Below are 26,292 nucleotides of genomic sequence, written 5' to 3' on the forward strand. Positions count from 1 at the left end.
CTCAAAGAGGCGAGAACGGGTAACATAATAACGTCTCTCACAAAACTCGTCGCCAGCTCATGCCTAAAACACCGATTGCCAGCCGTCCCCACGACCACTCTCATTGCGTGCATAGCGCATTGTCTGAGGCCGATGTCTTGTGCGCACGTCAGGGGCTGCGTCTGACCGCTTTGCGTCGGCGAGTGCTGGAACTGGTATGGCAAAGCCACAAACCGTTGGGTGCCTATGACATTCTGGCGGTGCTCAGCGAGCAGGACGGCCGCCGCGCCGCGCCTCCTACCGTGTACCGCGCGCTGGATTTCCTGCTGGAAAACGGCTTGGTACATCGCATCTCCTCGTTGAACGCCTTCGTCGGCTGCAATCACCCGGAACACGCCCACCAGGGGCAGTTTCTGATTTGCCGCGAATGCCACGCCGCCATCGAACTCGAACAGAAATCCATCAGCGACGCGATTATCGATAGCGCCAAAGATGTCGGATTTATCGTCGAAGCCCAGACCGTTGAAGTCATCGGTCTCTGCTCGGGTTGCCAGGGGGCTTGATGAGCAACGCGCTGATTCGTCTCGAGCAGGTGGCTGTCACCTTTGCCGGGCAAAACGTGCTGGACAACATCGAGCTGAGTGTCGAGCCGGGGCAGATCGTGACCTTGATCGGCCCCAATGGTGCCGGCAAAACCACGCTGGTGCGCGCGGTGCTCGGCCTGTTGAAACCGGACAGCGGCAGCGTCTGGCGCAAGCCGAAGTTGCGCGTCGGTTACATGCCGCAAAAACTCCATGTCGACCCAACCCTGCCGCTTTCGGTGCTGCGCTTCTTGCGTCTGGTGCCGGGCGTGGACCGGGCTCGGGCGTTGGTCGCCCTCAAGGAAGTCGGTGCCGAACAGGTCATCGACAGCCCGGTGCAAAGTGTTTCCGGTGGCGAAATGCAGCGGGTACTGCTGGCGCGGGCATTGCTGCGCGAGCCAGAATTGCTGGTGCTTGACGAGCCGGTACAAGGCGTCGACGTGGCCGGTCAAGCCGAGCTCTACAGCCTGATCACACGCTTGCGTGATCGTCATGGTTGCGGCGTTTTGATGGTTTCTCACGATTTGCATCTGGTGATGAGCACCACCGACCAGGTGGTGTGCCTGAATCGCCACGTCTGCTGTTCCGGACATCCCGAGCAGGTCAGCGGCGATCCCGCATTCGTCGAGCTGTTCGGAAAAAACGCACAAAGCCTGGCGATTTATCATCACCATCACGACCACGCCCACGACCTGCATGGCTCGGTGGTCAGCGCGGGCCTGTCGACTCACGTTCATGGAGATAGCTGCAAGCATGGCTGATTTTCTGCTCTTTGCCCTGCTTGCAGGTCTGGCCCTGGCGCTGGTCGCGGGCCCGTTGGGTTCGTTCGTGGTCTGGCGACGCATGGCCTATTTCGGCGACACGCTATCCCATGCCGCATTGCTCGGCGTGGCACTGGGTTTTCTGCTGGATGTCAGCCCGACCGTTGCCGTCACGGTAGGCTGCTTGTTGCTGGCGGTATTGCTGGTGACGTTGCAACAACGGCAACCGTTGGCTTCCGACACGCTGTTGGGAATTCTCGCACCGAGTACGCTCTCGCTTGGCTTGGTGGTACTAAGCTTCATGCATGAAGTGCGGATCGACCTGATGGCCTATCTGTTCGGCGATTTGCTGGCGATCAGTCCGACCGATCTGGCCTGGATCCTCGGCGGCAGTGCGGCGGTGCTGGTATTACTTGTAACGCTATGGCGACCCTTGCTGGCGATCACGGTGCACGAAGAGCTGGCCAAGGTGGAAGGTTTGCCGGTGGCGGCGTTGCGTCTGGCCCTGATGTTGCTGATCGCCGTGGTGATCGCCGTGGCGATGAAAATCGTCGGCGTGTTGCTGATTACTTCGTTACTGATTATTCCGGCGGCTGCGGCACAGCGTCACGCCCGCTCGCCGGAGCAGATGGCATTGGGCGCGAGCCTGCTGGGCATGCTCGCGGTGTGTGGCGGGCTGGCGTTGTCCTGGTTCAAGGACACCCCGGCCGGCCCGTCGATTGTGGTGACGGCCGCCGCGCTGTTTCTGCTGAGTTTTGTCCTGCCCCGTCGAGGGGTGTAGACTTGCTCGTTTTTTGCGCAAATAGAGAGTCGCAGGAATGAAGCCGTTCGCCTCCCGTTATCTGCTCCTTGTCGCATTTTCGCTGCTGCTGGGCGCTTGCCAAAGCACGCCACCGGCGGCCACCGAGGCCCCCGATGCGCGGGCCACGGCGATCGCACAGCTGGAACAAAGCCTGGCCAGCAGCGAACTGGCCACCGCCGAAGGACAATTGGCGGCTTTGCAGGCCGAGTCGCCCAACGATCAATCCCTCGAGCAATACCAGCGGCAATTGGCCGAAGCTTATTTGCTGCGTAGCCAGATCGTGCTGCAAAAAGGTGATGTGAATGCAGCAGCCACTGCCCTCAGCCGTGCCCGGCTGTTGATGCCCAAGGCCCCGGCGCTGACCGGTGGCGTCAACAGTGCCATTGTCCATGCGCGAAAGGCTGAACTGGATAAAGCCGAAGCAGCTCTCAAGGCTGCCGAAGCCAAACCTCAGGCCAAAGTCATCGACCCGACGGCTGAAAGCACTACGGTGGCGTTGAACCTCACCGATATGAGCAAGCTTCGTCGTCAACTGGATGCCATCGCCGCCGATGTGGTGAATTATCAGTGCGACGTGAGCATTCAGGCTCCGCGCACCCAGGATTACCCATGGCTGGCCACGCTGTTGACCAAACGGGTGAAGAAGCTGGATTCGGAGTTTGATCTGAAGCTGGAGAAACAGATTCTGCGCAACATTCCGGCGCAGATGGTTTTGAGTCCGCGTAAGCCTTAAAAGCTTCGCGGGCAAGCCTCGCTCCTACAGGTTGGTATCGTTTCCGTAATCAACGAACGACACTAAACCTGTAGGAGCGAGGCTTGCCCGCGAAGGCGTCCTCCTGTTCGATAAAAATCCTCAAGCCGGAACCGCCTAGCCTAGGCCTTTGGCTCCCTACCTTTGATCGCGTTATTGCCAAATCGCTGGTTGAATGCGAAATAAATGCTAAGAACCTCTATACGGACAGGCTAAAATGCGCGCCCGGCTAACCGCTGATCCTTTTCTAACGCGCCCCACAAGGTTCGCTACGTGATCGAGTTTCAAAACGTCCACAAAACTTACCGCGTCGCCGGTAAGGATATTCCCGCCCTGCATCCGACCAGTCTGACGATTGAGAATGGTCAGGTCTTTGGTCTGATCGGCCATTCCGGCGCGGGAAAAAGTACCCTGCTGCGTCTGATCAATCGCCTGGAAAACTCCAGTGGCGGCAAGATCATCGTCGATGGTGAAGAAGTCACCGCGCTGGATGCCGATAGCCTGCGGCGCTTCCGTCAGCAGGTCGGGATGATTTTCCAGCACTTCAACCTGCTGGCCTCCAAAACCGTGGCCGACAATGTCGCGCTGCCGCTGACCCTCGCCGGTGAACTGTCCCGTCGCGAAATCGACCGGCGTGTGGCGGAGTTGCTGGCGCGGGTCGGCCTGGCTGACCATGCGAAAAAGTACCCGGCGCAATTGTCCGGCGGTCAGAAGCAGCGTGTCGGCATCGCCCGCGCCCTGGCGACCAAACCGAAAATCCTGTTGTGCGATGAAGCCACCAGTGCCCTGGACCCGCAAACCACGGCGTCGGTCCTGCAACTGCTGGCCGAGATCAACCGCGAGCTGAAACTGACCATCGTCCTGATCACCCACGAAATGGATGTAATCCGTCGGGTCTGCGATCAGGTGGCGGTGATGGATGCCGGCAAGATCGTCGAGCAAGGTCCGGTGGCCGAGGTGTTCCTGCATCCCAAGCACCCGACCACCAAGCGCTTCGTGCAGGAAGACGAGCAAATCGACGAAAGCGAACAACGCGACGACTTCGCTCACGTACCTGGGCGTATCGTGCGTCTGACCTTCCAGGGCGAAGCGACCTACGCGCCGTTGCTGGGTACCGTCGCCCGGGAAACGGGCGTGGACTACAGCATCCTGGCCGGTCGCATCGATCGCATCAAAGACGTCCCTTACGGGCAATTGACCCTGGCCGTCACCGGTGGCGACATGGAAGCGGCGTTTGCTCACTTCACCGCAGCTGACGTCCACATGGAGGTGCTGCGCTGATGGAAGTCCTGATGAGTTTCTTTTCCAATATCGATTGGTACGAAATCTGGCTGGCTACCTGCGACACCTTGCTGATGCTCGGCGGTTCGCTGTTGTTCACCGTGCTGCTGGGCCTGCCATTGGGTGTGCTGTTGTTCCTGTGCAGCCCGCGCCAGTTGCTGGAAGCCAAAGGCGTGTACGCGATGTTGTCGCTGGTGGTGAACATTCTGCGTTCGCTGCCATTCATCATTTTGCTGATCGTGATGATTCCGTTCACCGTGTTGATCACGGGCACCTCCCTGGGTGTCGCCGGTGCGATTCCACCCTTGGTGGTGGGCGCCACGCCGTTTTTCGCGCGACTGGTGGAAACCGCCTTGCGTGAAGTGGATCGCGGCATCATCGAGGCGACCCAGGCCATGGGCGCAACGACACGTCAGATCATCATCAATGCTTTGCTGCCGGAAGCCCGCCCGGGCATCTTCGCGGCGATTACGGTGACAGCGATTACACTGGTGTCCTACACGGCAATGGCCGGTGTGGTCGGCGCTGGCGGCCTGGGCGACCTGGCGATCCGTTTCGGTTACCAGCGTTTCCAGACGGATGTGATGGTTGTGACGGTGGTGTTGCTGCTGATGCTGGTTCAAGTGCTGCAAACCGTTGGCGACAAATTGGTTGTCCACTTCTCACGTAAATAAGTCATGAGCCGGCCATTCGCTGGCAGGCGCCAAACGGGCGCCTCACAAGGAGTTAGCTGAATGAAAAAACTACTCGTCGCGTTCGCTGCCGTTGCAGCCTTTTCCGCACACGCTGCCGACACCCTGACCGTCGCGGCCACCCCGGTGCCTCACGCGGAAATCCTCGAGTTCGTTAAACCGGCCCTGGCCAAAGAAGGCGTGGATCTGAAGGTCAAAGTCTTCACCGACTACATCCAGCCGAACGTGCAGGTGGCCGAGAAGCGTCTGGACGCCAACTTCTTCCAGCACCAGCCGTACCTGGATGAGTTCAACAAGGCCAAGGGCACCAACCTCGTCAGCGTTGCCGGTGTACACCTGGAGCCGCTGGGCGCTTACTCCAGCAAGTACAAAGCGCTGACCGAGCTGCCGGGCGGCGCCAACGTGGTGATCCCGAACGACGCCACCAACGGCGGCCGTGCGCTGTTGCTGCTGGCGAAGGCTGGCCTGATCAAGTTGAAGGATTCGAACAACATCCTGTCGACCGTGAAGGACATCACTGAGAACACCAAGGACCTGAAATTCCGTGAACTGGAAGCCGCGACCATCCCGCGCGTGCTGACTCAGGTAGACTTGGCGCTGATCAACACCAACTACGCGCTGGAAGCCAAGCTTGATCCGTCCAAGGACGCACTGGTTATCGAAGGTAGCGACTCGCCGTACGTGAACATCCTCGTTGCCCGTCCAGACGACAAGGACAGCGCCGCGATGCAGAAACTGGTTGCTGCCCTGCACAGCCCGGAAGTGAAAGCCTTCATTCTCGAGAAGTACAAAGGTGCGGTAGTGCCGGCGTTCTGACGTTGAAGGGGACGCAGAGCGTCCCTGGCTGCATTCCCACGCGGAGCGTGGGAACGATCAAAAACGGGGACGCATTGATTGCGTCCCCGTTTTTTTATGCCTGAAACACCCAATCCTGTAGGAGCCAGGCTTGCCGGCGAAGGCGCCCGTGAGATCGCCTTCGCCGGCAAGCCTGGCTCCTACAGAGGGTGGTGTTGGTTACTCGCGCTTGAGCATCACCGGCAACTGCGCCACCAGTTTCTGATTGTTCAACGGTGCACGAATGAACCCGCGTTGAGTCCCGTCCGGCCCGATCACTGCGAGGTTGCCGCTGTGGTCGACGGTGTAGTTCGGCTTACTGGTGTCCGCCGGAATAAACGGAATACTCACCGCATTGGCCAGCTTCTGAAGGTCTTCGACCGAGGATGCCGTCAGCCCGATGAACTGTGGATCGAAGTAGCCCAGGTATTGCTTGAGTTGCTTGGGCGTATCGCGGTTCGGGTCGACGCTGACCAAAACGACCTGCAACTTGTCCACAGCATCCGCCGGCAGTTCACTCTTGATCTGCCGCAGTTGGGCGAGGGTGGTCGGGCAGATGTCCGGGCAGAAGGTGTAGCCGAAGAACAACACACTCCATTTGCCTTTCAGCTCGTTGATCGCTACCGGTTTACCGTCCTGATCGGTCATCTTCACGTCCGGCAGGTTACGGCTTTGGGGCAACAGGATGATCCCCGCATCGATCAGTGCCGTCGGGTCGCCCTGGTTTTTTCCGGTCAGAACTTTATTGATGGTCAGGCCCAGGATCAGCGCGATCAAGGCGACGAGAATGAAGACGGTTTTCTGGGTTCGAGTCATAGGTTCAACAGTAAGTAGTGGTCTACGAGCAGCGCGATAAACAGCAGGAACAAGTAGTAAATAGAGTACTTGAACGTGTTGATCGCCGCGTGCGGCCGAGTGCCACGGTACAGCACCACGGCCCATTGCAGAAACCTCGCGCCCAGTGCGAGGGCACAAATCAGGTAGAGCACGCCGCTCATGTGGATCACGTAGGGCATCAGGCTGACGGCCAGTAGCGCAAAGGTATAAAGCAGGATGTGGACTTTGGTGTAGTGCTCGCCATGGGTCACCGGCAGCATCGGAATGTCAGCCTTGGCGTATTCCTCTTTGCGGTGAATCGCCAGCGCCCAGAAGTGCGGCGGGGTCCAGGCGAAGATAATCAGCACCAACAGCAACGGTTCGGCGCTGACATGGCCGGTGGCGGCGGTCCAGCCGAGCAGCGGCGGGGCCGCACCAGCGAGGCCGCCGATGACGATGTTCTGCGGCGTCGCGCGTTTCAGGAAGCCGGTGTAAACCACCGCATAACCGAGCAAGGAGGCGAGGGTCAGCCATGCCGTCAACGGGTTGGTGAAGGCTAGCAGCAGAGCTTGGCCGAGCACCGCCAGCACCAGCGCGAAAGTCAGCGCAGCGGTTGGAGAAACCCGACCTTCGGCCAAGGGCCGCTTGCGAGTTCGGGCCATGACCGCGTCGATGCGCCGGTCCACCACATGGTTGACCGCCGCCGCACCGCCTGCACACAAGGCAATCCCCAGATTGCCGAACACCAACACCGTCCACGGCACCCCAGCGCGCGTCGCGAGGAACATGCCGACCAGCGAGGTGATGAGCATCAGCACCACCACTTTCGGCTTGGTCAGCTCCAGGTAATCGCGCCAGATTGCCTGACTGTGACGTTCGCCGATCAGGGTCGCCATGGCATTTCTCCTTTTATTGTTATGGGCCCGGCCGAGTGTTTACGCAGGCTGAGACGCCAGCGTACTGGGGGCTGATGCTTGACCCGAACCAGGCTGGTTCGCGCGTGATAATTGACCAGCACCATCGTCAGCAACAGCGCTGCACCGCCGGCGTTGTGGGCGACGGCCACCGGCAGCGGCAAGTGGAACACCACATTGCTGATGCCCAGGGTGATTTGTGCGGCCAGGGCGATCAGCACCATGGCGGCCAGGCGCGTCATGCCGACGATCTTCAGTTGCCAGGCCAGACCGAGCAGCACGAGGGTGACCAGCAATGCGCCGATGCGGTGAGTCAGATGAATCGCGGTGCGGGCATCGCTGTCCAGTTGCCCGCCCAGGTAATTGGGGCCGATGTGTTGGGTCAGGTGAAAGCCGTTGGCGAAATCAGTCGGTGGCAGCCATTGCCCGTGGCAGGTTGGAAAGTCGATGCAGGCCACCGCCGCGTAATTGGAGCTGACCCAGCCACCCAGGGCAATTTGCAGGATCACCAGCAATAAGCCAGCGGTGGCCCAGTGCTGCAAACGCCGTGGCACGGTGAGCGCCGGCAACACGCCGGACAGGCGCAAGGTCAACAGAAACAACAGGCTCAAGGTCGCAAAGCCGCCGAGCAAATGCCCGGTGACCACTTGCGGCCAGAGCTTGAGCGTCACCGTCCACATGCCGAATGCCGCTTGGGCGAACACCACCGCCAGCACAAACAACGGCAGTTTCACGGGCTGCCCCGGGTGATGACGATGGGTCCAGGCGCGGCCCGCCAGCACCGCGATCAGCAGCCCCAATGTGCCGGCGAAGTAGCGATGAAGCATCTCGTTCCAGCCTTTGTTGGCTTCCACCGGGGCGTCGGGAAAGTGCAGTTCGGCATGGGCCAGTTGGGCTTCGCTATTCGGCACGCTGATAAAGCTGTAGCAGCCGGGCCAGTCCGGACAACCAAGACCCGCATGGGTCAGGCGGGTGTAGGCGCCGAGCAACACCACAATCAGTGCCAGCAAGGTGGCAAACAGCGCGAGGCGAAATCCAGGTTTGGCCATGACGATGCCCTTATCCGATGTTCGACAGTTTCAGCAAATGGCGCAGGTCGTTGAGCAGGTCCTTGCCCTTCACCGTCGGGTCGTAGCGCAGCACCAGGTTGCCGTGAGGGTCGATGATCCACAGGTGCGGCGTGTCATTGCTCTGAGCGCCTTTGCTGTAGGTCGGCGGGTTCAGGGAATAACGTTGCAGCTGCGGGTACTCACGTTGAAGTTTAGTCTCGTAATCGCTGTTCAGCGGCTGTGCGATGGCCAGCGCATGGCTGGCGCGGGAAGCATCGCGACCGAGGCCGATCTGGATCTGGCGCGCCAGATACACCAGCTGCTGGCAGTCCACTGAACAGTCCTTGGGCGCTGTCACCAGTAACTGCCAGCGGTCTTCTTGCGCCGGTACGCCGATGTCGGTGCGGGTCTGGCCGTTGCCGATCAGTTCGCCGTGATAACTGCGGCCCTCCGGCACCCAGAACTGCAATTTGTACATGCCGGTGGCGAGGATCATCGGACCCACCACTCCCAACAGGATCAGTAACAACTGCAAGCGCCCGCGCCGACGATTTACCGGCGTTTTCGACTCAGACATGCCGGGTGGATTCATGGCCGCTCCCATTATTGTTCTCCTTTGCGTTGTGCCAACCGAGATAGAGGTAAAGGCCGAGCAGGGCTATCGACAGGGCGAACCACTGCACGGCATAAGCCAAGTGTTTTTCCGGCCTCATGGCCACCACCGGCCAATCGGCCTGGTAGGTCGCGGGGCCGCTTTGTGCGCGTAATTCGTAGGCGAAACCGTCACGGTCAAGCGCCGCCCAGAGCCTGGCCGGTTCAATGGCGGTGACCAGTTGTGGCCAGGTCGTGGCGTCTGGGTCGGTATGCAACTGGAACGTTGCGCCGGGGGAAACGTAGACCCAGGCGTCGAGGCTCAATGCCTGAGTCGGTGTGGCGAATGACGGCGGTGTGCGCCGATCCGGCCACGGCAACCAGCCGCGATTGACCAGCAGCCAGAGCCCGGTTGCCCGGTCCTGAAACGGTTGCAGCAGCTCGACCCCGACCTTGCCGTCGCGCTGACGGTTGTCCAGCAGCAGGCTGTGTTCGGCATCGAACTGGCCATGCAGGCGAACCCGGCGGAAGGCCGGATCTTCGGCGTGTTGCAGTTCAGTGCTGGCCATCGGTTCGGCTACCCGGCGCTCGGCGTAGCTTTGCAGCAACGCGCTTTTCTCCGCGCCCCGGCTCAACTGCCAGAACCCGAGTGACACCAGCAAAGGCAGCAGCATCGCGACCACCAGGGTCGGCAAGAGGCCCGGCCGGAAGCGTTTCATGGCGTCGCCAGAAAGTCGGTAATCGCGATAGCTATACTCAAATGCATCGCCTGTCCCCCGGAGTGTCACCATGCTCAAAGCAGCCATCGTCCTGATGCTGATTGCCACGGTTGTCAGCCTGTTCAGCGGCCTGTTTTTTCTGGTCAAGGACGACAGCAGCTCGAACCGCCTCGTCATTGCCTTGAGTGTTCGTGTTGCGCTGGCCGCCATAACCGTCGGCTTGATTGCCTGGGGTTTTTTCAGCGGCCAACTGGTGTCGCACGTACCTTGGTAAGCCTCAGAGCACGTAGACGAAAACGAAAAGACCGATCCACACCACGTCCACGAAGTGCCAGTACCAGCTCGCCGCCTCGAAGGCGAATTGATGGTCGGCATCGAAGTGCCCGCGCATGATCCGCATCAGCATGACAAACAGAATGATGGTGCCGATGGTCACGTGGGCGCCGTGGAAACCGGTGAGCATGAAGAAGGTCGCGCCATAGATGCCGGAGCCCAGAGTCAGGCCCAGTTCGTGGTAGGCGTGCAGGTATTCTTCGGCCTGGAAACCGAGAAACGCGCAACCGAGCAACACGGTCAGCGCCAGCCAGATTTTCAGTGCGCCGCGATGGCCTTTTTTCAAGGCGTGGTGAGCAATGGTCACGGTGACGCTGGAACTCACCAGCAGCACGGTATTGAGCAGCGGCAGGCCCCAGGGGCTGATGACTTCCTTGGGGGGAGGAAAGAGTTTCGAGTCCGGGTTGTTCAGCAGCGGCCAGGTGAATTCAAACGCCGGCCACAGCATGTGAGCGAGGCCTTTGGTGCCTTCACCGCCCAGTGCCGGCCCCGCGATGTTGCGCACATAAAACAACGCACCGAAAAAGGCGATGAAGAACATCACCTCCGAGAAAATGAACCAGCTCATGCCCCAGCGGAACGAGCGGTCCATCTGTGCGCTGTACAACCCTTGGCGACTTTCCTTGATCACCGTACCGAACCAGCCGAACAGCATGTAGGCCAGCAGCAATCCGCCGACGAAAAAGATCAGCGGGCCGTGGGATTCCGGCCGCGCAGCCTTCAGGTCGTTGAACCAGGTGCCCAGGCCGAACACCGTGACGAACATGCCGACCGTGGCGATAATCGGCCATTTGCTCTGGGCCGGAACGTAATAATGTTCATGAGTTGCCATTTATTGTTCTCCTTATCGGGCACGCTTTAACGTCTAGCCGCCGGTGCTTGCTGCAACAGCCACGGGCGGATGACGTGCGGTGATATCGAACAGCGTGTAGGACAGCGTCAGGTGCTTCACTTCCTTGGGCATGTCGCGGTCAACAATGAACCGTACCGGCATCTCGATTCGCTGACCGGGCTGCAGCACTTGCTGGGTAAAGCAGAAACATTCGGTTTTGTGGAAGTACGCGGCTGCGTTGCTGGGCGCGATGCTCGGCACTGCCTGAGCACTCATCGGGCGATCAGTCGGGTTATGGGCGATAAAAATCATCTCGTTCACCGCCCCGGGGTGCGCGACCAGTTCATCGCCCTTGGGATAGAAATCCCAGGTCATGTCGGCGGCATTGGTCGACAGAAACTGCACGCGAACCTGCCGCGAGTCGTCGACCGTTTGCTCGCCTTCATACTGCCCGGAGGTTTTGCCATTGATGCCGAACGCCTTGCACATCACGTCGTAGATCGGCACCAGGGCAAAGCCGAAGACAAACATCGCCACCACCACCAGCAACAGGCGAGTGACCAGTTTCTTCATCGAAATCGAATCAGCCATGGTGCAAGCCCTCCACATTGAACCCTGTGGGAGCGGGCTTGCTCGCGAAGAACGATGACGCGGTCCGTCTACCAGACCGCGTCGCCTGCTTCGCGAGCAAGCCCGCTCCCACAAAGGCCAGCGCGTTCATTTCACTTCCGGCGGTGTGGTGAAGGTGTGATACGGCGCCGGCGATGGAATGCTCCACTCCAGGCCTTCGGCCCCATCCCACGGTTTGGCCGGTGCCGGCTCGCCGCCACGAATGGTCTTGATCACGATGAACAGGAAGAAGATCTGTGTGGCGCCAAACATGAACGCACCAATCGACGACACCATGTTGAAGTCGGCGAATTGCAGGTTGTAGTCCGGAATCCGCCGCGGCATGCCTGCCAGGCCCACGAAGTGCATCGGGAAGAACGCCATGTTCATGCCGATGAACGAGAGCCAGAAGTGCAGCTTGCCAAGGGTTTCGTCGTACATGTGGCCGGTCCATTTCGGCAGCCAGTAGTAGGCCGAGGCGAAGATCCCGAAGATCGCCCCCGGCACCAGCACGTAATGGAAATGCGCGACCACGAAGTAGGTGTCCTGGTATTGGAAGTCCGCCGGGGCGATGGCCAGCATCAACCCGGAGAACCCGCCAATGGAGAACAGAATGACGAACGCCACGGCGAACAGCATCGGCGTCTCGAAGGTCAGCGAGCCTTGCCACATAGTGCTGGCCCAGTTGAACACCTTGACCCCGGTGGGCACCGCGATCAGCAGCGTTGCGTACATGAAGAACAACTCGCCCACCAGCGGAATGCCGACCACGAACATGTGGTGCGCCCAGACGATGAACGACAGGAACGCAATACTCGCCGTGGCGTAGACCATCGAGGTGTAGCCGAACAATGGCTTGCGCGAAAAAGCCGGAATGATCGAGCTGACGGCACCAAAGGCCGGCAGGATCATGATGTACACCTCGGGGTGACCGAAGAACCAGAACACATGCTGGAACAACACCGGGTCACCGCCACCGGCGGCACTGAAGAAGCTGGTGCCGAAGTGGATGTCCATCAGCATCATGGTCACGCAGCCGGCCAGCACTGGCATCACTGCAATCAGCAGGAACGCGGTGATCAGCCAGGTCCAGACGAACAGTGGCATTTTCATCAGCGTCATGCCGGGGGCGCGCAGGTTGAGGATGGTCGCGATCACGTTGATCGCCCCCATGATCGAACTGATCCCCATCAAGTGGATGGCGAAAATGAAGAACGTCACGCTTTCCGGCGCGTAGGTCGTCGACAGCGGGGCATAGAAGGTCCAGCCGAAATTCGGCCCGCCGCCAGGGGTGAAGAGGGTCGATACCAGTAGCAGGAATGCTGCCGGCAACAGCCAGAAACTGAAGTTGTTCATCCTCGGCAAGGCCATGTCCGGTGCGCCGATCATCAACGGGATCATCCAGTTGGCGAGGCCGACGAAGGCCGGCATCACCGCACCGAACACCATCACCAGACCGTGCATGGTGGTCATCTGGTTGAAGAATTCCGGCTGGACGATTTGCAGTCCCGGCTGGAACAGTTCGGCACGGATTACCATGGCGAACGAGCCACCCAGCAGGAACATGGAGAACGCAAACCACAGGTACAGCGTGCCGATATCCTTATGGTTGGTGGTCAGCACCCAGCGCATCAGGCCTTTGGCGGGGCCGTGGGCATGGGCGGTGCCGGTATGAACATGGTCATCGACTACAACTGTCATGTCCTGTCTCCTGCAAACGGATGGGCTGGGCGGGCCGGGGCGTCATGTCCCGAGCGGTTCCTTACGCACGCAATAGACCGGGTCATTTGCTTTCCGCCTGTTTCAGCTCCAGCACTTCTTTAGGGGTGACCATGTCGCCTTTGTTGTTGCCCCAGGCGTTACGTTCGTAGGTCACGACCGCTGCGATATCGACTTCCGAGAGTTGCTTGCCGAACGCCGCCATTGCGGTGCCGGGCTTGCCGTGGAAGACAATGCTCAGGTGATCCTTGATCGGTCCGGTGGCGATTTTCGAGCCCTTGAGTGCCGGGAACATCGGCGGCAGGCCCTGGCCTTCAGCCTGGTGACAGGCCACACAGGTGGTGTGATAGACCTTGTCACCGCGCTCCTTGAGCTCGTCGAGGGTCCATTCCTTGCTGGTCAGCTCTTTGAGCTGCGCAGCTTCCGCCTTGCGCTCGCCCAGCCAGGTTTCGTAATCGGCCTTTTCCTTGACCTCGACCACGATGGGCATGAAGCCGTGATCCTTGCCGCACAGTTCGGCGCATTGGCCACGGTAGATGCCGGGCTTTTCGACACGGGTCCAGGATTCATTGACGAAGCCCGGGATCGCATCGCGCTTGACCGCGAAGGCCGGCACCCACCAGGAGTGGATGACGTCGGCGGAAGTCACCAGGAAGCGCACCTTGGCACCGATCGGCAGCACCAGCGGCTTGTCGACCTCCAACAGGTAATGCTCGCCCTTGGTTTCCTTGTTGTGGATCTGATCGGCGGGGGTGGTCAGGTTGCTGAAGAATTCGACGTCCTGACCCAGGTACTTGTAGTGCCACTTCCACTGGTAACCGGTGACCTGGATATCGATATCCGGCTCAGTGTTGTCGTACATCTGGATCAGGGTGGCGGTTGCGGGGACCGCCATGGCCACCAGAATGAGCAGGGGCACGATGGTCCAGAGAATTTCGACGGTGGTGCTTTCATGAAATTTTGCGGCCACCTGCCCGGTAGAGCGTCGGTGGACCATCATCGACCAGAACATGGCGCCGAAGACGATGATGCCGATCACTACACAGATCCAGAAAATGGTCATGTGCAGGTCGAATACTGCGTGACTGATTTCAGTCGCTCCAGGCGCCATATTCACAGTCCAGGCCGCTTGCGCCTGACTGAAAATCGACCACAACAGGAGGCCCATCCAGACATGTGGATGTCGCATCATTGCGGGTTCCCCTTATAGTTCTTTTTATCCCGCCGGCTTTCACCTGCGGCAAGGGAGCGGCTTTTTCAGACTACGAACTTGAATCGCCGAGCCTTGCTGCATATGCAGTCGGGCGTCATCAGCTAACTCCATTCAGATCCGAGTATAGACAGCGACTGCCACCTCGCAATGCGATGACGTAAATCGACTGAAACAGGTTGGACTTGCGTTCCATGTCACGAATGGAGAAGGATGCAGACGAGTGGTGGCAAATCGATATAACGTAGACGTCTCAAGGATGAAATAATTATGACAAATGCGTCTTAGGCTTTTTCATAAGCCAGCTAAGTTATGTCTTCCCTATTTCATTGCCTTGTTTCCTGGAGTTTTCATGAACACCGCCGCATTGCGCGAGCAGATCCAAAAAGCCCAACAACACGAGGCCGAGACCGGCCTGTTAACTCGACAACTGGAAACCCAACTGCCGCACCTTCACTCCGCCATCCAATTGCCGGATGTCGATGCCAACGGCGTCATGACGCGTTTTGTGGCCGCGTATATAGAACAAGTGCCGGACCTGCTGGACGCAGCCAATGAAGTCGCCAGGGAAGCGGGCATCGAGTCGCAGATCAAGCCGGTGCTGACAATCGCGGAGCAGTTTTTCCTCCAGCCGCCGGCAATCATGGCTGGTCACGTCGGCCTGGACAGCCTGCTGGACGAAGCCTATCTGGCACATCGGTTGGTCGAAGAGGTCAACGATCTGTACATCAAGCATTTTGGCCAGCCATTGATCCCCTTGGACATGACAGTTGCCAACCTGATTGCCCACCAACTGATCGGCGAGGAATTTGCCAATCAACTGGATGAGGCGGTGCATCACGCTGTGGACGAGATGCTTAACGATGAGAGTTTCGCGCTGGAGTCGGTAGAGGCCTACCGCGAGAAACTCAACAGCCCGGACACCGGCGCTGCGTGGAAGCGCTGGCCGTGCCTGTCGCGCCAATTAGGCGTGGGCCTTGAGCTGGATCAGCCAGCGGCCTAAGTCTATGCAATACCTGTAGGAGCGAGGCTTGCCCGCGAAGACGGCGTGACATTCAACATTGATGTCGACTGACACGCCGCCTTCGCGGGCAAGTCGGATCGCCGCACCGCTCGCTCCTACAAGTAGCTTAAGCGGCTGAGCCTACTCCGGTTGTGGTACGTAACCGTCCTTCAAGCCTGCGCTTCAATCCCCGCGCTTCGATCAACAGCTTCGAGCCCTTGGCCGCATTGGCCCGGCCCCACTCCTCAAGCAACTCCAGACACGAATGATCGATGTAGCTCAGGTTATTGAGCGGCACATGCACCGTTGCACCTGCGGGAATGCTCCCCAGCACTTGGGTCAGCGCCGGTACCTTGAGGAAGGTCGCCGCCCCCACCAGTCGCAGCTCCATCTCGCCGTCTGCCGGCAGATCGATCAGGCTGATTTTCAGGCGCGAAGCCTTCCAGGCCAGTTTGGCCAGTGTCAGGCCAAAGCCGATCAGCACGCCGGTCAGCAGGTCGGTGAAGATGATTGCCAGTGCGGTCGCCGCATAGGTGAACATCGGCATCCGGCCATAACGGCCCAGACCGCGAAAGGCCTTGAGATCTACCAATTTGAAACCGGTGTAAACCAGAACCCCCGCCAGACTCGCCACCGGAATGCTTTGCAGCACGCTCGACAGCAGCAGCACGAAAGCCAGCAACCATAGGCCATGAAACACCGTCGACAGTCGGGTGGTGGCGCCGGCCTGAACGTTGGCCGAACTACGCACGATCACCCCGGTCATCGGCAGCGCGCCGAGCAACCCACAGAGCATGTTGCCCACACCTTGCGCCGACAATTCGCGGTCGAAGTCCGAGCGTTGGCCATTGTGCATGCGGTCCACGGCTGCGGCCGAGAGCAGGGTTTCGGCGCTGGCGATAAAGGCCACGGCGAAGGCAGCGATCAGCAAGGCCGGGTCTGCGAGATTGAGCAAGTCTGCCGGGCGCAGCCAATCGATGGCTTCCGCCAGGTTGGCCGGAACTTCCACACGTTTGACTTGCAATGCGAGCACCAGGCTGGCGACCGTTGCCAGACCAACCCCCAGTAAGGCTCCAGGAACGAAACGCAGGGAGTGCGGGCGGAATTTTTCCCACAGCCACATCACGGCAATGGTCGACAGTCCGAGCAAACCCGCCTGCCAGCCAAACGACGGCAAAGCCTGAATCACCGCAGTGGGGAAGGCTGCCAGGTTATCCAGCCCCGAAGGCTTGGGCACGGCATCGAGCATCACATGCACCTGTGACAACACGATCAGCACCCCAATCCCGGCGAGCATGCCGTACACCACCGCTGGAGCGGTGACCCGAAACCAGCAACCCAGTTTCAAACGCCCGGCCACCAATTGCAGAAAACCCGCCAGCAGCAGGATCGGCCCGAGCATGGCAATGCCATGTTGGCGCACCAGTTCGAACACCAACACCGCCAGACCCGCTGCCGGGCCGCTGACTTGCAGCGGCGAACCGGCAAGCCAGCCGACCACCAGGCCCCCGATAATGCCGGTGATCAGGCCTTTGGACGGCGGCAGTCCCGAGGCGATGGCGATGCCCATGCACAAGGGCAGGGCGACCAGAAATACAACCACCGAAGCCAGCAGCTCCCGTGGCAGAACAGCTTTTAGTTGAGCGGCACGCATTGTGGCTCTCCCGGAGTTTTTTTCAGGCGTGGCAAAGCCGTGCCGCCAGATCGGCAGCCTCGGCTAAACCATACTTAGGAGGATTTAGAAGCGCGCTTTGGGCGTCGCCACCGGAATGGGATGGCTGCCATCGAGCGGCAGGAAACAACCCTGATCCGCATCGTAAGCCTGGATTTCGCTGGTTTCGATGTTGTAGACCCAGCCATGGATAAACAGCTGACCATTTGCCATGCGCGAGGCCACTGATGGGTGCGTGCGCAAATGTTGCAACTGAGCAATCACATTCTCTTCGGTGAGGATATGCATGCTCTCGTTTTCATCCGTGCAATGGCAGTTGTCCTGGACCATGGTTTTCGCCACTTCGGCATGACGCAGCCAGGCCTTTACCGTCGGCATCTTCTCCAGGCTCTGCGGATTGAGCACTGCACGCATGGCGCCACAGTCAGAGTGCCCGCAGATAATGATGTGCTGTACGCCGAGGGCCAGCACCGCGTATTCGATGGCCGTGGAAACACCGCCGTTCATTTGCCCATAAGGTGGCACGACATTGCCGACGTTGCGGGTCACGAACAAGTCGCCGGGAGCGCTTTGGGTAATCAGTTCGGGAACGATGCGTGAATCGGCACACGCGATGAACATCGCCCGAGGCCGCTGGGCAGTGGCGAGTTTTTTGAAGAGTTCTTCCTGCTGCGGAAAGATCTCGTGATGAAAGTGCAAAAAGCCGTCAACGATATGCTGCAGCGCTGCATCGGCGGTTTCCGCCTCGGGTTGGGCTGAAGCCGACGCAGCCAACGGCTGTTTATCCTTGTCACTCATGATTCATCCTCTTTGGCGGAGTCAGGGGAATTTTCCCGTTTTGTCCGGTGTGAAGCCAGTGGCTGTTTAAAAAACATCCAGGTCGAAGAGCCAGACCCGTCAGTCACTCGATGAACAAGGTAGCCGTTGAAACTTAACTCAAACTGAATAAAACGCTCTAGAACGAGTGTTCCAGGTCACAAAAAACGTGACCAGCCTAAAGCGGTGTATCGTTTTCACTACTCAACCATAGGGCTAATTGTCCTTAAATCAACGACATTTGGCGACCCGGCGGACAAAAGGCTTCGCAATCCAGATTGAAACCTTCCCGATTATTGAGCCCCAGACGCTTGATGGTTTTGGCGAAGCGTTGCGCCAACAGGTCGGCAAACGGCCCTTCACCACGCATACGAGCGCCAAACCGACTGTCGTAAAGCTCGCCACCACGGCTTTGGCGGATCAGGCTTAGCACATGAGCTGCACGCTGAGGATAGTGGGCGGCCAGCCACTCTTCGAACAGCGGCGCCACTTCCAGCGGCAGGCGCAACATCATGTATGCCGCACTTTGCGCGCCGGCCGCATGAGCTTCGGCCAGCAGGCTTTCGAGTTCGCTGTCGTTGATCATCGGAATCATGGGTGAACACAAGACCCCCACAGGAATACCGGCCTCGCGCATCACCCGGATCGCCCGCAGTCGCGCTTTGGGCGCCGCGGCACGTGGTTCGAGGATGCGTTTGAGTTCATCATCCAGCGTGGTCAGGCTGATCATTACAGCCACCAGCCTTTTCTCGGCGAGTTCAGCCAACAAGTCCAGATCGCGAAGAATCAGCGAGCCTTTAGTGATGATGGTCACCGGGTGGCGGTAACGCAGCAGCACTTCCAGGGTTTTACGGGTGATTTTGTGTTCGCGCTCGATCGGCTGATAAGGGTCGGTATTGGAGCCAAGGTTGATCGGCGCGCATTGATAGCCGCGTTTGGACAGTTGTTCTTCCAGCACGTCGGCGGCGTTGGTCTTGGCGATCAGTCTGGTTTCGAAATCCAGCCCCGGTGACAGATCCCAATAGGCGTGACTGGGCCGTGCATAGCAATAGATGCAGCCATGCTCACAGCCGCGATAGGGGTTGATCGAGCGATCGAACGGCAGGTCTGGCGAGTTATTGCGGGTGATGATGGTTTTTGCCGTCTCGATGCGCACCTCGGTGCCTTGGGTGATCGGCGCTTCCTGATACCAGCCGTCATCCTCGACCACCGAACGATTGGGCGCGAAGCGATTGTGCGGATTGGTGGCGGTGCCGCGACCGCGGGGTGGCAGAGGAGTGTTCATCGACTAATACCTTTGCTGTATGTGCATACAGTATACGAGGCGAGGAAAAGCGGCCAGTGCCGTTCGGCACTTGAGCATTTGATCAGCGTCGAGCGCCTGCCTTAGGTATTCAATAATGCATCTAGCTGCAACTCGATGAAATATATAACGAATAGTCTGTAGTTAATAAGATCAGTATTATCGTCTGAACACGAAGTCTTCGTGGATACTTATTAAAAGGAATTAATCTATGTCGTTTTTTAATCAGCGTGGTATCTTTTTGCAATTACTGGCCCCCAGTGTTGTCGATCCACAACAAGCGCGAGTATCGATGCAACTTGCCCGTAAAGAGTTGGGTTGGGATGAGGTCAACGAGGTACAGACAGAGGCCTTGGTCGATTCCGTCTACGTAGAGGCCGTCTCCAGCGATGGCGGCGGGTCGTTCAGCATAAAGTCGGTCAACAGCGATGTGGACGGCGATGGTGATATCGACAGCGACGACAAGGCAAAACTGTTGGCTTTGGCCAAGGCTTATTCAAATATTGTAAATCCTTGACTTCATAGTGCCAGACCTGCATGAAAGTTCATGCAGGATTGGCTTGTTTTATTTAACGCTTAGAGGCGTGATTGCAAGGTGCAGTTAGTTAAGTATTGAAGATAATCCGAGTTGACGGATTAAACCTGGATTTCCCCCCCCAATGCAGCTTCAAAAGACTGATTCACATTTCTTTGACAGTCAGCTCACAGACCTTTGACCGTTCAGGACTGAAGCTGGGTGCCATCTTCCCACCTCTTCCTGAACAGTTATCCAAACATGCCTCTAGCGCGTTATATATCTGCGATGTGTTTGTCGCTGGTCTCATTGTTCAACCTGACGTTGGCCCTCGCTGACGACAGCTCCTCGCCCCGTCCGGCGGAGTGGGCTCAACCAGTGGAGAGGCAACACAATCTCTTTGAGATGTCCCCGATGCTCTATCGCAGCGCATTGCCTGACGCTGGCTCGGTGCAATTGCTGGAAAAACTCAACGTCGGGACTGTAATCAACTTCCTGCCCGAACCGGACTCAAGCTGGTTGTCCGCACCCGGTATCACTCAAGTACACCTGCCTTATCGCACCAATCATGTGGATGATGCGGATGTACTCAAGGTGCTGCGTGCGATTCAAACTGCCGAATCAAAAGGGCCGGTGCTTATGCACTGCAAACACGGCTCGGACCGCACTGGCCTGATGGCCGCGATGTACCGGGTGGTGGTGCAAGGCTGGAGCAAGGAAGATGCCCTGAACGAAATGACCCAAGGCGGCTTTGGTGACAGCACGCATTTCAAGGATGGTGTGCGTTACATGATGCAGGCCGATATCGACAAACTTCGTACGGCGCTGGCCAATGGTGATTGCAGCACCAGTCCGTTTGCCAGTTGTTCGATGAAGAACTGGTTCAAATCGGCCCATGTCGAGTAAGTAATACCTCCCACTGCATTGCGCAGTGGAAGGTGATTTTCGGTACTCAGTGTTGCTCGTCTGGTTTCTTCTTCAACTTCGGGTTCGGGAAAAACTGCACGGCCTGAACCTTGGCGTCCGGCACCTTGAGTGCCGAAGTATTGACCCGCGTGCCCAATTCCTTGGGCACCGACAGACCTTGTTCATTCAGCGTATCGGAATAACCGCAGGCCACGCACTCGCGATGCGGAACTGTGTTTTCGCTCCACATCATCAACTTGTCCGGCTCGCTGCAGGCCGGGCAGACCGCGCCGGCGATAAAGCGTTTTTTGGTGATCACAGATTCCTCATTCATGCTGCCGCGTCCTCACTCAGGCCGCTATGGCGCAAGAGTGCGTCAATCGATGGCGCACGGCCACGGAAGTCGACGAACAGCACCATTGGTTCCTGAGAACCGCCCCGCGCCAGGATCGCTTCACGGAAGGCGCGACCGGTTTCGGCATTGAGCACGCCGTCTTCTTCGAATTTCGAGAAGGCATCGGCCGACAATACTTCAGCCCACTTATAGCTGTAGTAACCCGCCGCGTAACCACCGGCAAAGATGTGGGCGAAGCTGTTGGGGAAGCGATTGTAGGCCGGCGGACGCATGACCGAGACTTCGTCGCGCACGCTTTCGAGCACTTCCAGCACGCTGCGGCCGTCACCGTGGGTGGCGTGCAGTTCGAAGTCGAACAGCGAGAATTCCAGTTGGCGGACCATCATCAGGCCGGACTGGAAGTTCTTCGCCGCGAGCATTTTTTCCAGCAGATCCTGAGGCAATGGTTCGCCGGTTTCGTAGTGACCGGAAATCAGCGCCAGACCTTCCGGCTCCCAGCACCAGTTTTCCATGAACTGGCTTGGCAGCTCGACCGCATCCCAGGCGACGCCGTTGATGCCAGACACGCCTGCATGCTCGACGCGGGTCAGCAGATGATGCAGGCCATGACCGAATTCGTGGAACAGGGTGGTCACTTCATCGTGAGTCAGCAGGGCCGGTTTACCGCTGTCGGCCGGGGTGAAGTTGCACACCAGATTCGCCACCGGGCTTTGCAGCACGCCGTTGATTGTGCGGCGATGATCGCGGGCGCCGTCCATCCAGGCCCCGCCGCGCTTGTTGGCGCGGGCATACAGGTCGAAGAAGAAACGACCGACGTGCTGGCCATTTTCCTTGATTTCGAACAGGCGGACGTCCGGATGCCAGGTGTCGAAGCCCTTCAGCTCGGCGATCTCGATGCCGTACAGGCGCTGGACGATGCTGAACAGCCCACCCAGCACCTTGTCGATCGGGAAGTACGCGCGAAGGGTTTCCTGGGCGACGCTATAGCGCTGTTCGCGAAGTTTTTCACCGTAGAAACCGCTGTCCCAGCTTTGCAGGTCCGGGCAACCTTGTTCGGCGGCGTAGGCCTTGAGCTGTTGCAGATCCTGGGCGGCGAACGGCTTGCTGCGTTTGGCCAGGTCGCGCAGAAAACTCAGCACCTGATCGTTGGACTCGGCCATTTTGGTGGCCAGGCTCAGCTCCGAGAAGCTGGTGAAGCCCAATAGTTTTGCCAGTTCCTGACGCAGGTCGAGAATTTCTTCCATGACCGGGCCGTTGTCATTCTGACCGGCATTCGGGCCTTGGTCCGACGCACGGGTGCAGTAGGCGGCATAGACTTCTTCACGCAGGGCGCGGTCCTGGGCGTAGGTCATCACCGCGTAGTAACTCGGGAATTCCAGGGTGATCAACCAGCCATCCAGCTCTTTGGCTTGTGCGGCGGCGGCCATTTGCGCCTTGGCCGACTCGGTCAGACCGGCGAGGGCGGCTTCGTCGGTGACGTGCTTGGTCCAGGCCTGGGTGGCGTCGAGCAACTGGTTGGAGAAGCGGCTGCCCAGCTCCGACAGTTTGCTCTGCACGTCGGCATAACGTTTTTGTTCGGCTTCAGGCAGGTCGATACCCGACAGACGGAAGTCGCGCAAAGCGTGTTCCAGGATGGTTTTCTGCGCCACATCGAAACCGGCGGCCTCAGGGCTGTTGGCCAGCGCTTCATAGGCTTGAAACAGTTCACGGTTCTGGCCCAGCTCGGTGGCGTAGGCGCTCAGGGCCGGTAGGCAGGACTCGTAGGCTTCGCGCAACTCGGCGCTGTTGCACACGGCATTGAGGTGGCTGACCGGGCTCCAGGCGGCGCCCAGACGATCGTTGAGTTCATCCATCGCCAGCACCAGGCCGGCCCAGGTCGGTTGTTTGCCCTGGATTTTCAGGATGTCGACGATGGCAGCGCGGTTGTCAGCCAGGATCTTTTCAATGGCCGGTTGCACGTGTTCGGCACGGATCGCCGAAAACGGCGGCAGGTCGTAGGACTGCAGAAGAGGGTTGTTCACGCTCACGGTTGGCACCTTGGCTGGAAAACATGCGGGAAGAAACATGGCCCCATCTTAATTACAATCGACGCTCACCGCAGCTATCAGCAAAAGAGAGAGAGCCTATCGTGACCCTTCGCAAGTATCAGAACCACACGCCGCTGCTGGGCAAAGGCGCCTTTGTCGACGGCTCGGCGGTGGTGATCGGCGACGTCGAAATCGGCGAAGACAGCTCCGTCTGGCCGCTGACAGTGATCCGCGGCGACATGCACCGCATCCGAATCGGTGCGCGCACCAGCGTGCAGGACGGCTGCGTGTTGCACATTACCCACGCCGGACCATTCAACCCCGATGGCTTCCCGCTGCTGATCGGTGACGATGTGACCATCGCGCATAAAGTCATGCTTCATGGTTGCGCCGTGGGTAACCGGATCCTGATCGGCATGGGCAGCATCGTCATGGACGGTGCGGTGGTCGAGGACGATGTGATCATCGGCGCTGGCAGCCTGGTGCCCCCGGGCAAGCGCCTGGAAAGCGGTTTCCTCTATGTCGGTAGCCCGGTGAAACAGATCCGGCCGCTGACTGACAAGGAAAAAGCCTTTTTCACCTACAGCGCGGCGAACTACGTGAAGCTGAAGGATCTGCACCTGGCCGAAGGCTACGACCAACTCTAAGCCGCTTGATAATGGAAAGTGCCTCCCTATTGCCCAGGAATTTTCATGCATTACCAAACCGTACTGTTCGACCTCGATGGCACGCTGACCGACCCGCGTGAAGGCATCACCCGCTCCATCCAGTTCGCCCTGAGCAAACTAGGGATCGATGAACCGGACCTGACAAGGCTTGAACATTTCATAGGCCCGCCATTGTTGCAGGCGTTCATGCAGTTCTACGACTTCGACGAGCCCAAGGCGTGGGAAGCGGTGAATTTCTATCGCGAGCGCTTCAAGGTCACCGGTCTGTATGAAAACCGCGTGTTCGACGGCGTCACGCCGCTGCTGGAAACCCTCGGTGAGCAAGGGCGACAGCTGTACATCGCGACTTCCAAGCCATGGGTTTTCGCCCGGGAAATCGCCCGGCACTTCGACTTCGCCAAGCATTTCAACGTGATTTATGGCAGCGAGTTGGATGGCACGCGGACCAACAAGGTCGAGCTGATTGCGCACTTGATGAACGAAGAAGGCCTGGACCCGGCCAATACCCTGATGATTGGCGACCGTAAACACGATCTGATCGGCGCCCGCAGCAATGGACTGGACGCAGCGGCGGTGGGTTATGGGTTTGGCAGCCGGGAAGAATTGAGCGCAGAAGCACCGGCGTATCACTTTGAAACGCTGGAGGAGATGCATCAGGCGTTTTTGCAGCGTTAGTTGAATTGCCTTCGCGGGCAAGCCTCGCTCCTACGGGAAGACGCGTAAATTCCGTAGGAGTGAGGCTTGCCCGCGAAGGCGTTCCCCCAGACACATCCTGAGCAACTGTTCTCACTCCAATCCCTTCTAATCGTCCTAGCCTTAACACTCCGGCCACGATCAAGGAGGATCATCATTGCCAGAACTCAAACATGCTCATCGATTGCGCTCCGGGCGATATTCGGAGTCAGGACAGATTTACCTGCTGACTGCCGTGGTTTTGAATCGAGAACCCTTGTTTCGCAACTTCAAGAACGGGCGTCTGGTGGTCGATGCTTTTAGAACTGCTGAGCGAGAAGAGCTTGCAACATCGTTAGCCTGGGTGGTCATGCCAGATCATTTTCATTGGTTGATTGAGTTACAGAACACTCAACTATCCACTTCGATGGCCCGTACCAAGTCCCGGATCGCGGTGACGGTCAATCGCTCGATTCGCCGTCAAGGTCCGGTTTGGCAGCATGGCTATCATGATCGCGCCATTCGCAAGGAAGAAGACTTGCAGGCAGTTGCTCGATATATCGTTGCCAATCCGTTGCGAGCGGGATTGGTAGAAAAGGTCGGGGACTATCCGTTGTGGGATGCGATTTGGCTGTAGCCGACTTTGGGGAACCTGGGCCGGCCTCTTCGCGGGCAAGCCTCGCTCCTACGGAATGTCCGTCGCCTGCACCGTCGTCGCCCGAGTAGGAGCGAGGCTTGCCCGCGAAGAGGCCCGTTCAGCCGCCGGGGCTCGCTGATCCGGCCAACACGTTCAACGCCGCCTTACGCTCCTCAACCGGTAAAGCGCCCAATTTCTCCACCGCCGCATAAAACCTCACCCAATCCCCCTCGACCTGTCTGAATAGCGCGGCAAACGCTGGCACCCATTGGTCATACAAACCAAACGGCAACAGCCGGGCATTGTTCATCGGGGTGTTAATCCAGGCATCGTAGCGTTTGTTCCCGGCCCATTGGCTGTCGCGTAGCGTCCGGTATTCACGGTGCAATTGTTCGAACTCTGCCGCTTTGCGCTCGCGCATTTGCTCGGCAGGCAGTGGCAGAGCATATAGCCGCTCCAGTCTCTTGCGGGTGTCCAGAACCAATTGGATGAACTGATCGCGTTGCCGCACCAAAGCTCCATTATCCGGTGGCATGCCTCGAAATGCGCGCCATTGGCGAGAGCCCTCCTGCTCGACGAAGGTGGCGAAGGACTCGTTGAACTCGGTGTCGTCTTTCACATAAAGACGTTGATGGGCGAGTTCGTGGAAAATCAGCGTGGCCAACCGTTCGTCGCCCCAACCCATCATTGAGCTCATGATCGGGTCGTTGAACCAACCGAGCGTCGAATAGGCCTCGACGCCGCCAATCGACACGTCCATACCTTGCAATCGTTGCAACGCGGCCTCACCGCGGGCAGCACTCTGGCTGTAATACCCGCGATAGGCGACGCAGCCAGCGATTGGGAAGCAATGGTTCTGCGGCTTCAGCGAAAACTCCGGCGTGGCAAAGACGTTCCAGACTACAAACGGTCGGCCAATGTCGGCATACAGGCGGTAGCTCTGGTTGTCCGGCAGGTGCAGGTGTTGGCTCGCAAATGTCCGGGCCTTTTGTGATTGGGCCAGATGCGCGCGCAATTGCTGATCGCGACCGGGATCGGCAATCACACTGGAAACCGGCTCCCGTGCCCGCAGCAAGTGCAGCTGACCACTGGCCAATTGGCCGTAGTAGCTGATGCTGGCGCAGCCGTTAAATAACAAAAGAAGCATCCCCGGAAACAAAATGCGTAAAACGCGATCAAGTAACCCAAGGCTTGGACGCGGCCTGATCAAAATGAATCATCCCTGGAAAGTCTGCCCGCAAGACTA

General features: G+C 58.8%; 29 protein-coding genes. 14 read left to right on the top strand and 15 right to left on the bottom strand.

Translation table 11 applies throughout. The annotated features are described in order from the left end of the window. Positions 1-59 precede the first annotated feature (59 nt). The 7 genes from zur to KW837_RS11480 all read left to right on the top strand — a co-directional run bounded on the left by zur (position 60) and on the right by KW837_RS11480 (position 5,663). Complete coding sequence (zur, locus tag KW837_RS11450; protein ID WP_008076248.1) at positions 60-542, top strand: zinc uptake transcriptional repressor Zur; 483 nt, start codon at positions 60-62, stop codon at positions 540-542. Next, complete coding sequence (gene znuC / locus KW837_RS11455) at positions 542-1,321, top strand: zinc ABC transporter ATP-binding protein ZnuC (protein WP_218395774.1); 780 nt, start codon at positions 542-544, stop codon at positions 1,319-1,321. Before zur ends, znuC begins: the two co-directional genes overlap by 1 nt. Beyond that, positions 1,314-2,102 (top strand): zinc ABC transporter permease subunit ZnuB, encoded by a 789-nt coding sequence (gene znuB / locus KW837_RS11460; protein ID WP_192345226.1) that lies wholly within the window; start codon positions 1,314-1,316, stop codon positions 2,100-2,102. Before znuC ends, znuB begins: the two co-directional genes overlap by 8 nt. A 37-nt stretch (positions 2,103-2,139) precedes the next feature. Next, complete coding sequence (locus tag KW837_RS11465; protein WP_123500523.1) at positions 2,140-2,856, top strand: PA5502 family lipoprotein; 717 nt, start codon at positions 2,140-2,142, stop codon at positions 2,854-2,856. A gap of 291 nt (positions 2,857-3,147) precedes the next feature. Next, positions 3,148-4,155 carry a methionine ABC transporter ATP-binding protein gene (locus KW837_RS11470; protein ID WP_218395776.1) on the top strand — a complete coding sequence of 336 codons (1,008 nt, stop codon included), beginning with the start codon at positions 3,148-3,150 and terminating at the stop codon, positions 4,153-4,155. Next, the gene (locus KW837_RS11475; protein WP_052963571.1) at positions 4,155-4,829 is read left to right on the top strand and encodes a methionine ABC transporter permease; all 675 of its coding nucleotides are present in this window, start codon (positions 4,155-4,157) and stop codon (positions 4,827-4,829) included. Before KW837_RS11470 ends, KW837_RS11475 begins: the two co-directional genes overlap by 1 nt. Positions 4,830-4,889: 60 nt before the next feature. Beyond that, entirely contained in the window at positions 4,890-5,663 is a 774-nt protein-coding gene (locus KW837_RS11480; protein WP_123500530.1) for a MetQ/NlpA family ABC transporter substrate-binding protein, read from the top strand. Between the two features lie 198 nt (positions 5,664-5,861). Here the strand turns inward: KW837_RS11480 and KW837_RS11485 are convergent, their stop codons facing one another. From KW837_RS11485 to KW837_RS11505, 5 genes are read right to left on the bottom strand one after another with little or no spacing between them, the layout of a single operon-like run. Then, positions 5,862-6,497, bottom strand: a complete 636-nt coding sequence (locus KW837_RS11485) for an SCO family protein (protein WP_063341991.1) — start codon at positions 6,495-6,497, stop codon at positions 5,862-5,864. After that, on the bottom strand, positions 6,494-7,393 hold the full coding sequence (gene cyoE, locus KW837_RS11490) for a heme o synthase (RefSeq protein ID WP_192345230.1): 900 nt from the start codon (positions 7,391-7,393) through the stop codon (positions 6,494-6,496). The genes KW837_RS11485 and cyoE overlap by 4 nt, the downstream gene beginning before the upstream one ends. Continuing rightward, a complete protein-coding gene (locus KW837_RS11495; RefSeq protein ID WP_218395778.1) occupies positions 7,381-8,460 on the bottom strand; it encodes a heme A synthase in 1,080 nt (359 codons plus the stop codon). Before KW837_RS11495 ends, cyoE begins: the two co-directional genes overlap by 13 nt. A gap of 10 nt (positions 8,461-8,470) precedes the next feature. Further along, the gene (locus KW837_RS11500; RefSeq protein WP_218395780.1) at positions 8,471-9,064 is read right to left on the bottom strand and encodes a hypothetical protein; all 594 of its coding nucleotides are present in this window, start codon (positions 9,062-9,064) and stop codon (positions 8,471-8,473) included. Then, on the bottom strand, positions 9,030-9,770 hold the full coding sequence (locus KW837_RS11505) for an SURF1 family protein (RefSeq protein WP_218395782.1): 741 nt from the start codon (positions 9,768-9,770) through the stop codon (positions 9,030-9,032). The genes KW837_RS11500 and KW837_RS11505 overlap by 35 nt, the downstream gene beginning before the upstream one ends. A gap of 70 nt (positions 9,771-9,840) precedes the next feature. On the opposite strand from KW837_RS11505, the gene KW837_RS11510 reads away from it, so the two are divergent. Beyond that, positions 9,841-10,044 carry a twin transmembrane helix small protein gene (locus KW837_RS11510; RefSeq protein WP_008152470.1) on the top strand — a complete coding sequence of 68 codons (204 nt, stop codon included), beginning with the start codon at positions 9,841-9,843 and terminating at the stop codon, positions 10,042-10,044. A gap of 3 nt (positions 10,045-10,047) precedes the next feature. Here KW837_RS11510 and KW837_RS11515 read toward each other — a convergent pair whose 3' ends face one another. From KW837_RS11515 to coxB, 4 genes are all read right to left on the bottom strand, one after another. Further along, complete coding sequence (locus KW837_RS11515) at positions 10,048-10,935, bottom strand: cytochrome c oxidase subunit 3 (RefSeq protein WP_218395784.1); 888 nt, start codon at positions 10,933-10,935, stop codon at positions 10,048-10,050. Positions 10,936-10,968: 33 nt separating this feature from the next. Beyond that, the gene (locus tag KW837_RS11520) at positions 10,969-11,526 is read right to left on the bottom strand and encodes a cytochrome c oxidase assembly protein (RefSeq protein ID WP_218395786.1); all 558 of its coding nucleotides are present in this window, start codon (positions 11,524-11,526) and stop codon (positions 10,969-10,971) included. A gap of 126 nt (positions 11,527-11,652) precedes the next feature. After that, a complete protein-coding gene (gene ctaD / locus KW837_RS11525) occupies positions 11,653-13,245 on the bottom strand; it encodes a cytochrome c oxidase subunit I (RefSeq protein ID WP_218395788.1) in 1,593 nt (530 codons plus the stop codon). Between the two features lie 82 nt (positions 13,246-13,327). Beyond that, entirely contained in the window at positions 13,328-14,455 is a 1,128-nt protein-coding gene (gene coxB, locus KW837_RS11530; protein WP_192345236.1) for a cytochrome c oxidase subunit II, read from the bottom strand. 370 nt (positions 14,456-14,825) lie between these two features. On the opposite strand from coxB, the gene KW837_RS11535 reads away from it, so the two are divergent. Beyond that, positions 14,826-15,476: a hypothetical protein gene (locus KW837_RS11535; protein ID WP_192345237.1), complete on the top strand. Its 651-nt coding sequence runs from the start codon at positions 14,826-14,828 to the stop codon at positions 15,474-15,476. 127 nt (positions 15,477-15,603) lie between these two features. On the opposite strand, the gene KW837_RS11540 is transcribed toward KW837_RS11535, so the two are convergent. The 3 genes from KW837_RS11540 to KW837_RS11550 form a co-directional block, all read right to left on the bottom strand. Next, positions 15,604-17,130 (bottom strand): SulP family inorganic anion transporter, encoded by a 1,527-nt coding sequence (locus KW837_RS11540; RefSeq protein WP_218395790.1) that lies wholly within the window; start codon positions 17,128-17,130, stop codon positions 15,604-15,606. 84 nt (positions 17,131-17,214) lie between these two features. Next, positions 17,215-17,946, bottom strand: a complete 732-nt coding sequence (locus KW837_RS11545; RefSeq protein ID WP_008076209.1) for a carbonic anhydrase — start codon at positions 17,944-17,946, stop codon at positions 17,215-17,217. A gap of 244 nt (positions 17,947-18,190) precedes the next feature. After that, positions 18,191-19,249 carry a PA0069 family radical SAM protein gene (locus KW837_RS11550; protein WP_218395792.1) on the bottom strand — a complete coding sequence of 353 codons (1,059 nt, stop codon included), beginning with the start codon at positions 19,247-19,249 and terminating at the stop codon, positions 18,191-18,193. Positions 19,250-19,478: 229 nt separating this feature from the next. On the opposite strand from KW837_RS11550, the gene KW837_RS11555 reads away from it, so the two are divergent. Together KW837_RS11555 and KW837_RS11560 are read left to right on the top strand one after the other, a co-directional pair. Next, positions 19,479-19,784 carry a hypothetical protein gene (locus KW837_RS11555; RefSeq protein WP_218395793.1) on the top strand — a complete coding sequence of 102 codons (306 nt, stop codon included), beginning with the start codon at positions 19,479-19,481 and terminating at the stop codon, positions 19,782-19,784. A 258-nt stretch (positions 19,785-20,042) separates the two neighbouring features. Beyond that, the gene (locus KW837_RS11560; protein ID WP_192345241.1) at positions 20,043-20,687 is read left to right on the top strand and encodes a dual specificity protein phosphatase family protein; all 645 of its coding nucleotides are present in this window, start codon (positions 20,043-20,045) and stop codon (positions 20,685-20,687) included. Between the two features lie 46 nt (positions 20,688-20,733). Here KW837_RS11560 and KW837_RS11565 read toward each other — a convergent pair whose 3' ends face one another. Both KW837_RS11565 and prlC read right to left on the bottom strand, forming a co-directional pair. Further along, complete coding sequence (locus tag KW837_RS11565) at positions 20,734-21,021, bottom strand: YheV family putative zinc ribbon protein (protein ID WP_218395795.1); 288 nt, start codon at positions 21,019-21,021, stop codon at positions 20,734-20,736. Further along, positions 21,018-23,069, bottom strand: a complete 2,052-nt coding sequence (prlC, locus tag KW837_RS11570; RefSeq protein ID WP_371317125.1) for an oligopeptidase A — start codon at positions 23,067-23,069, stop codon at positions 21,018-21,020. Before prlC ends, KW837_RS11565 begins: the two co-directional genes overlap by 4 nt. A 101-nt stretch (positions 23,070-23,170) precedes the next feature. Between prlC and KW837_RS11575 the strand changes: the two genes are divergently transcribed. From KW837_RS11575 to KW837_RS11585, 3 genes are all read left to right on the top strand, one after another. Beyond that, the gene (locus KW837_RS11575; protein WP_007902790.1) at positions 23,171-23,716 is read left to right on the top strand and encodes a gamma carbonic anhydrase family protein; all 546 of its coding nucleotides are present in this window, start codon (positions 23,171-23,173) and stop codon (positions 23,714-23,716) included. A gap of 45 nt (positions 23,717-23,761) precedes the next feature. Further along, positions 23,762-24,412 (top strand): HAD family hydrolase, encoded by a 651-nt coding sequence (locus KW837_RS11580; RefSeq protein WP_218395799.1) that lies wholly within the window; start codon positions 23,762-23,764, stop codon positions 24,410-24,412. Positions 24,413-24,587: 175 nt separating this feature from the next. Continuing rightward, positions 24,588-25,046 (top strand): transposase, encoded by a 459-nt coding sequence (locus KW837_RS11585; protein ID WP_218395801.1) that lies wholly within the window; start codon positions 24,588-24,590, stop codon positions 25,044-25,046. A 118-nt stretch (positions 25,047-25,164) separates the two neighbouring features. Here the strand turns inward: KW837_RS11585 and KW837_RS11590 are convergent, their stop codons facing one another. Further along, the gene (locus KW837_RS11590; RefSeq protein WP_218395803.1) at positions 25,165-26,256 is read right to left on the bottom strand and encodes an aminopeptidase; all 1,092 of its coding nucleotides are present in this window, start codon (positions 26,254-26,256) and stop codon (positions 25,165-25,167) included. Positions 26,257-26,292 lie beyond the last annotated feature (36 nt).

Origin of the sequence: Pseudomonas sp. PDM24, assembly GCF_019218905.1 — a bacterium.
In the GTDB taxonomy this organism is placed as follows: domain Bacteria; phylum Pseudomonadota; class Gammaproteobacteria; order Pseudomonadales; family Pseudomonadaceae; genus Aquipseudomonas.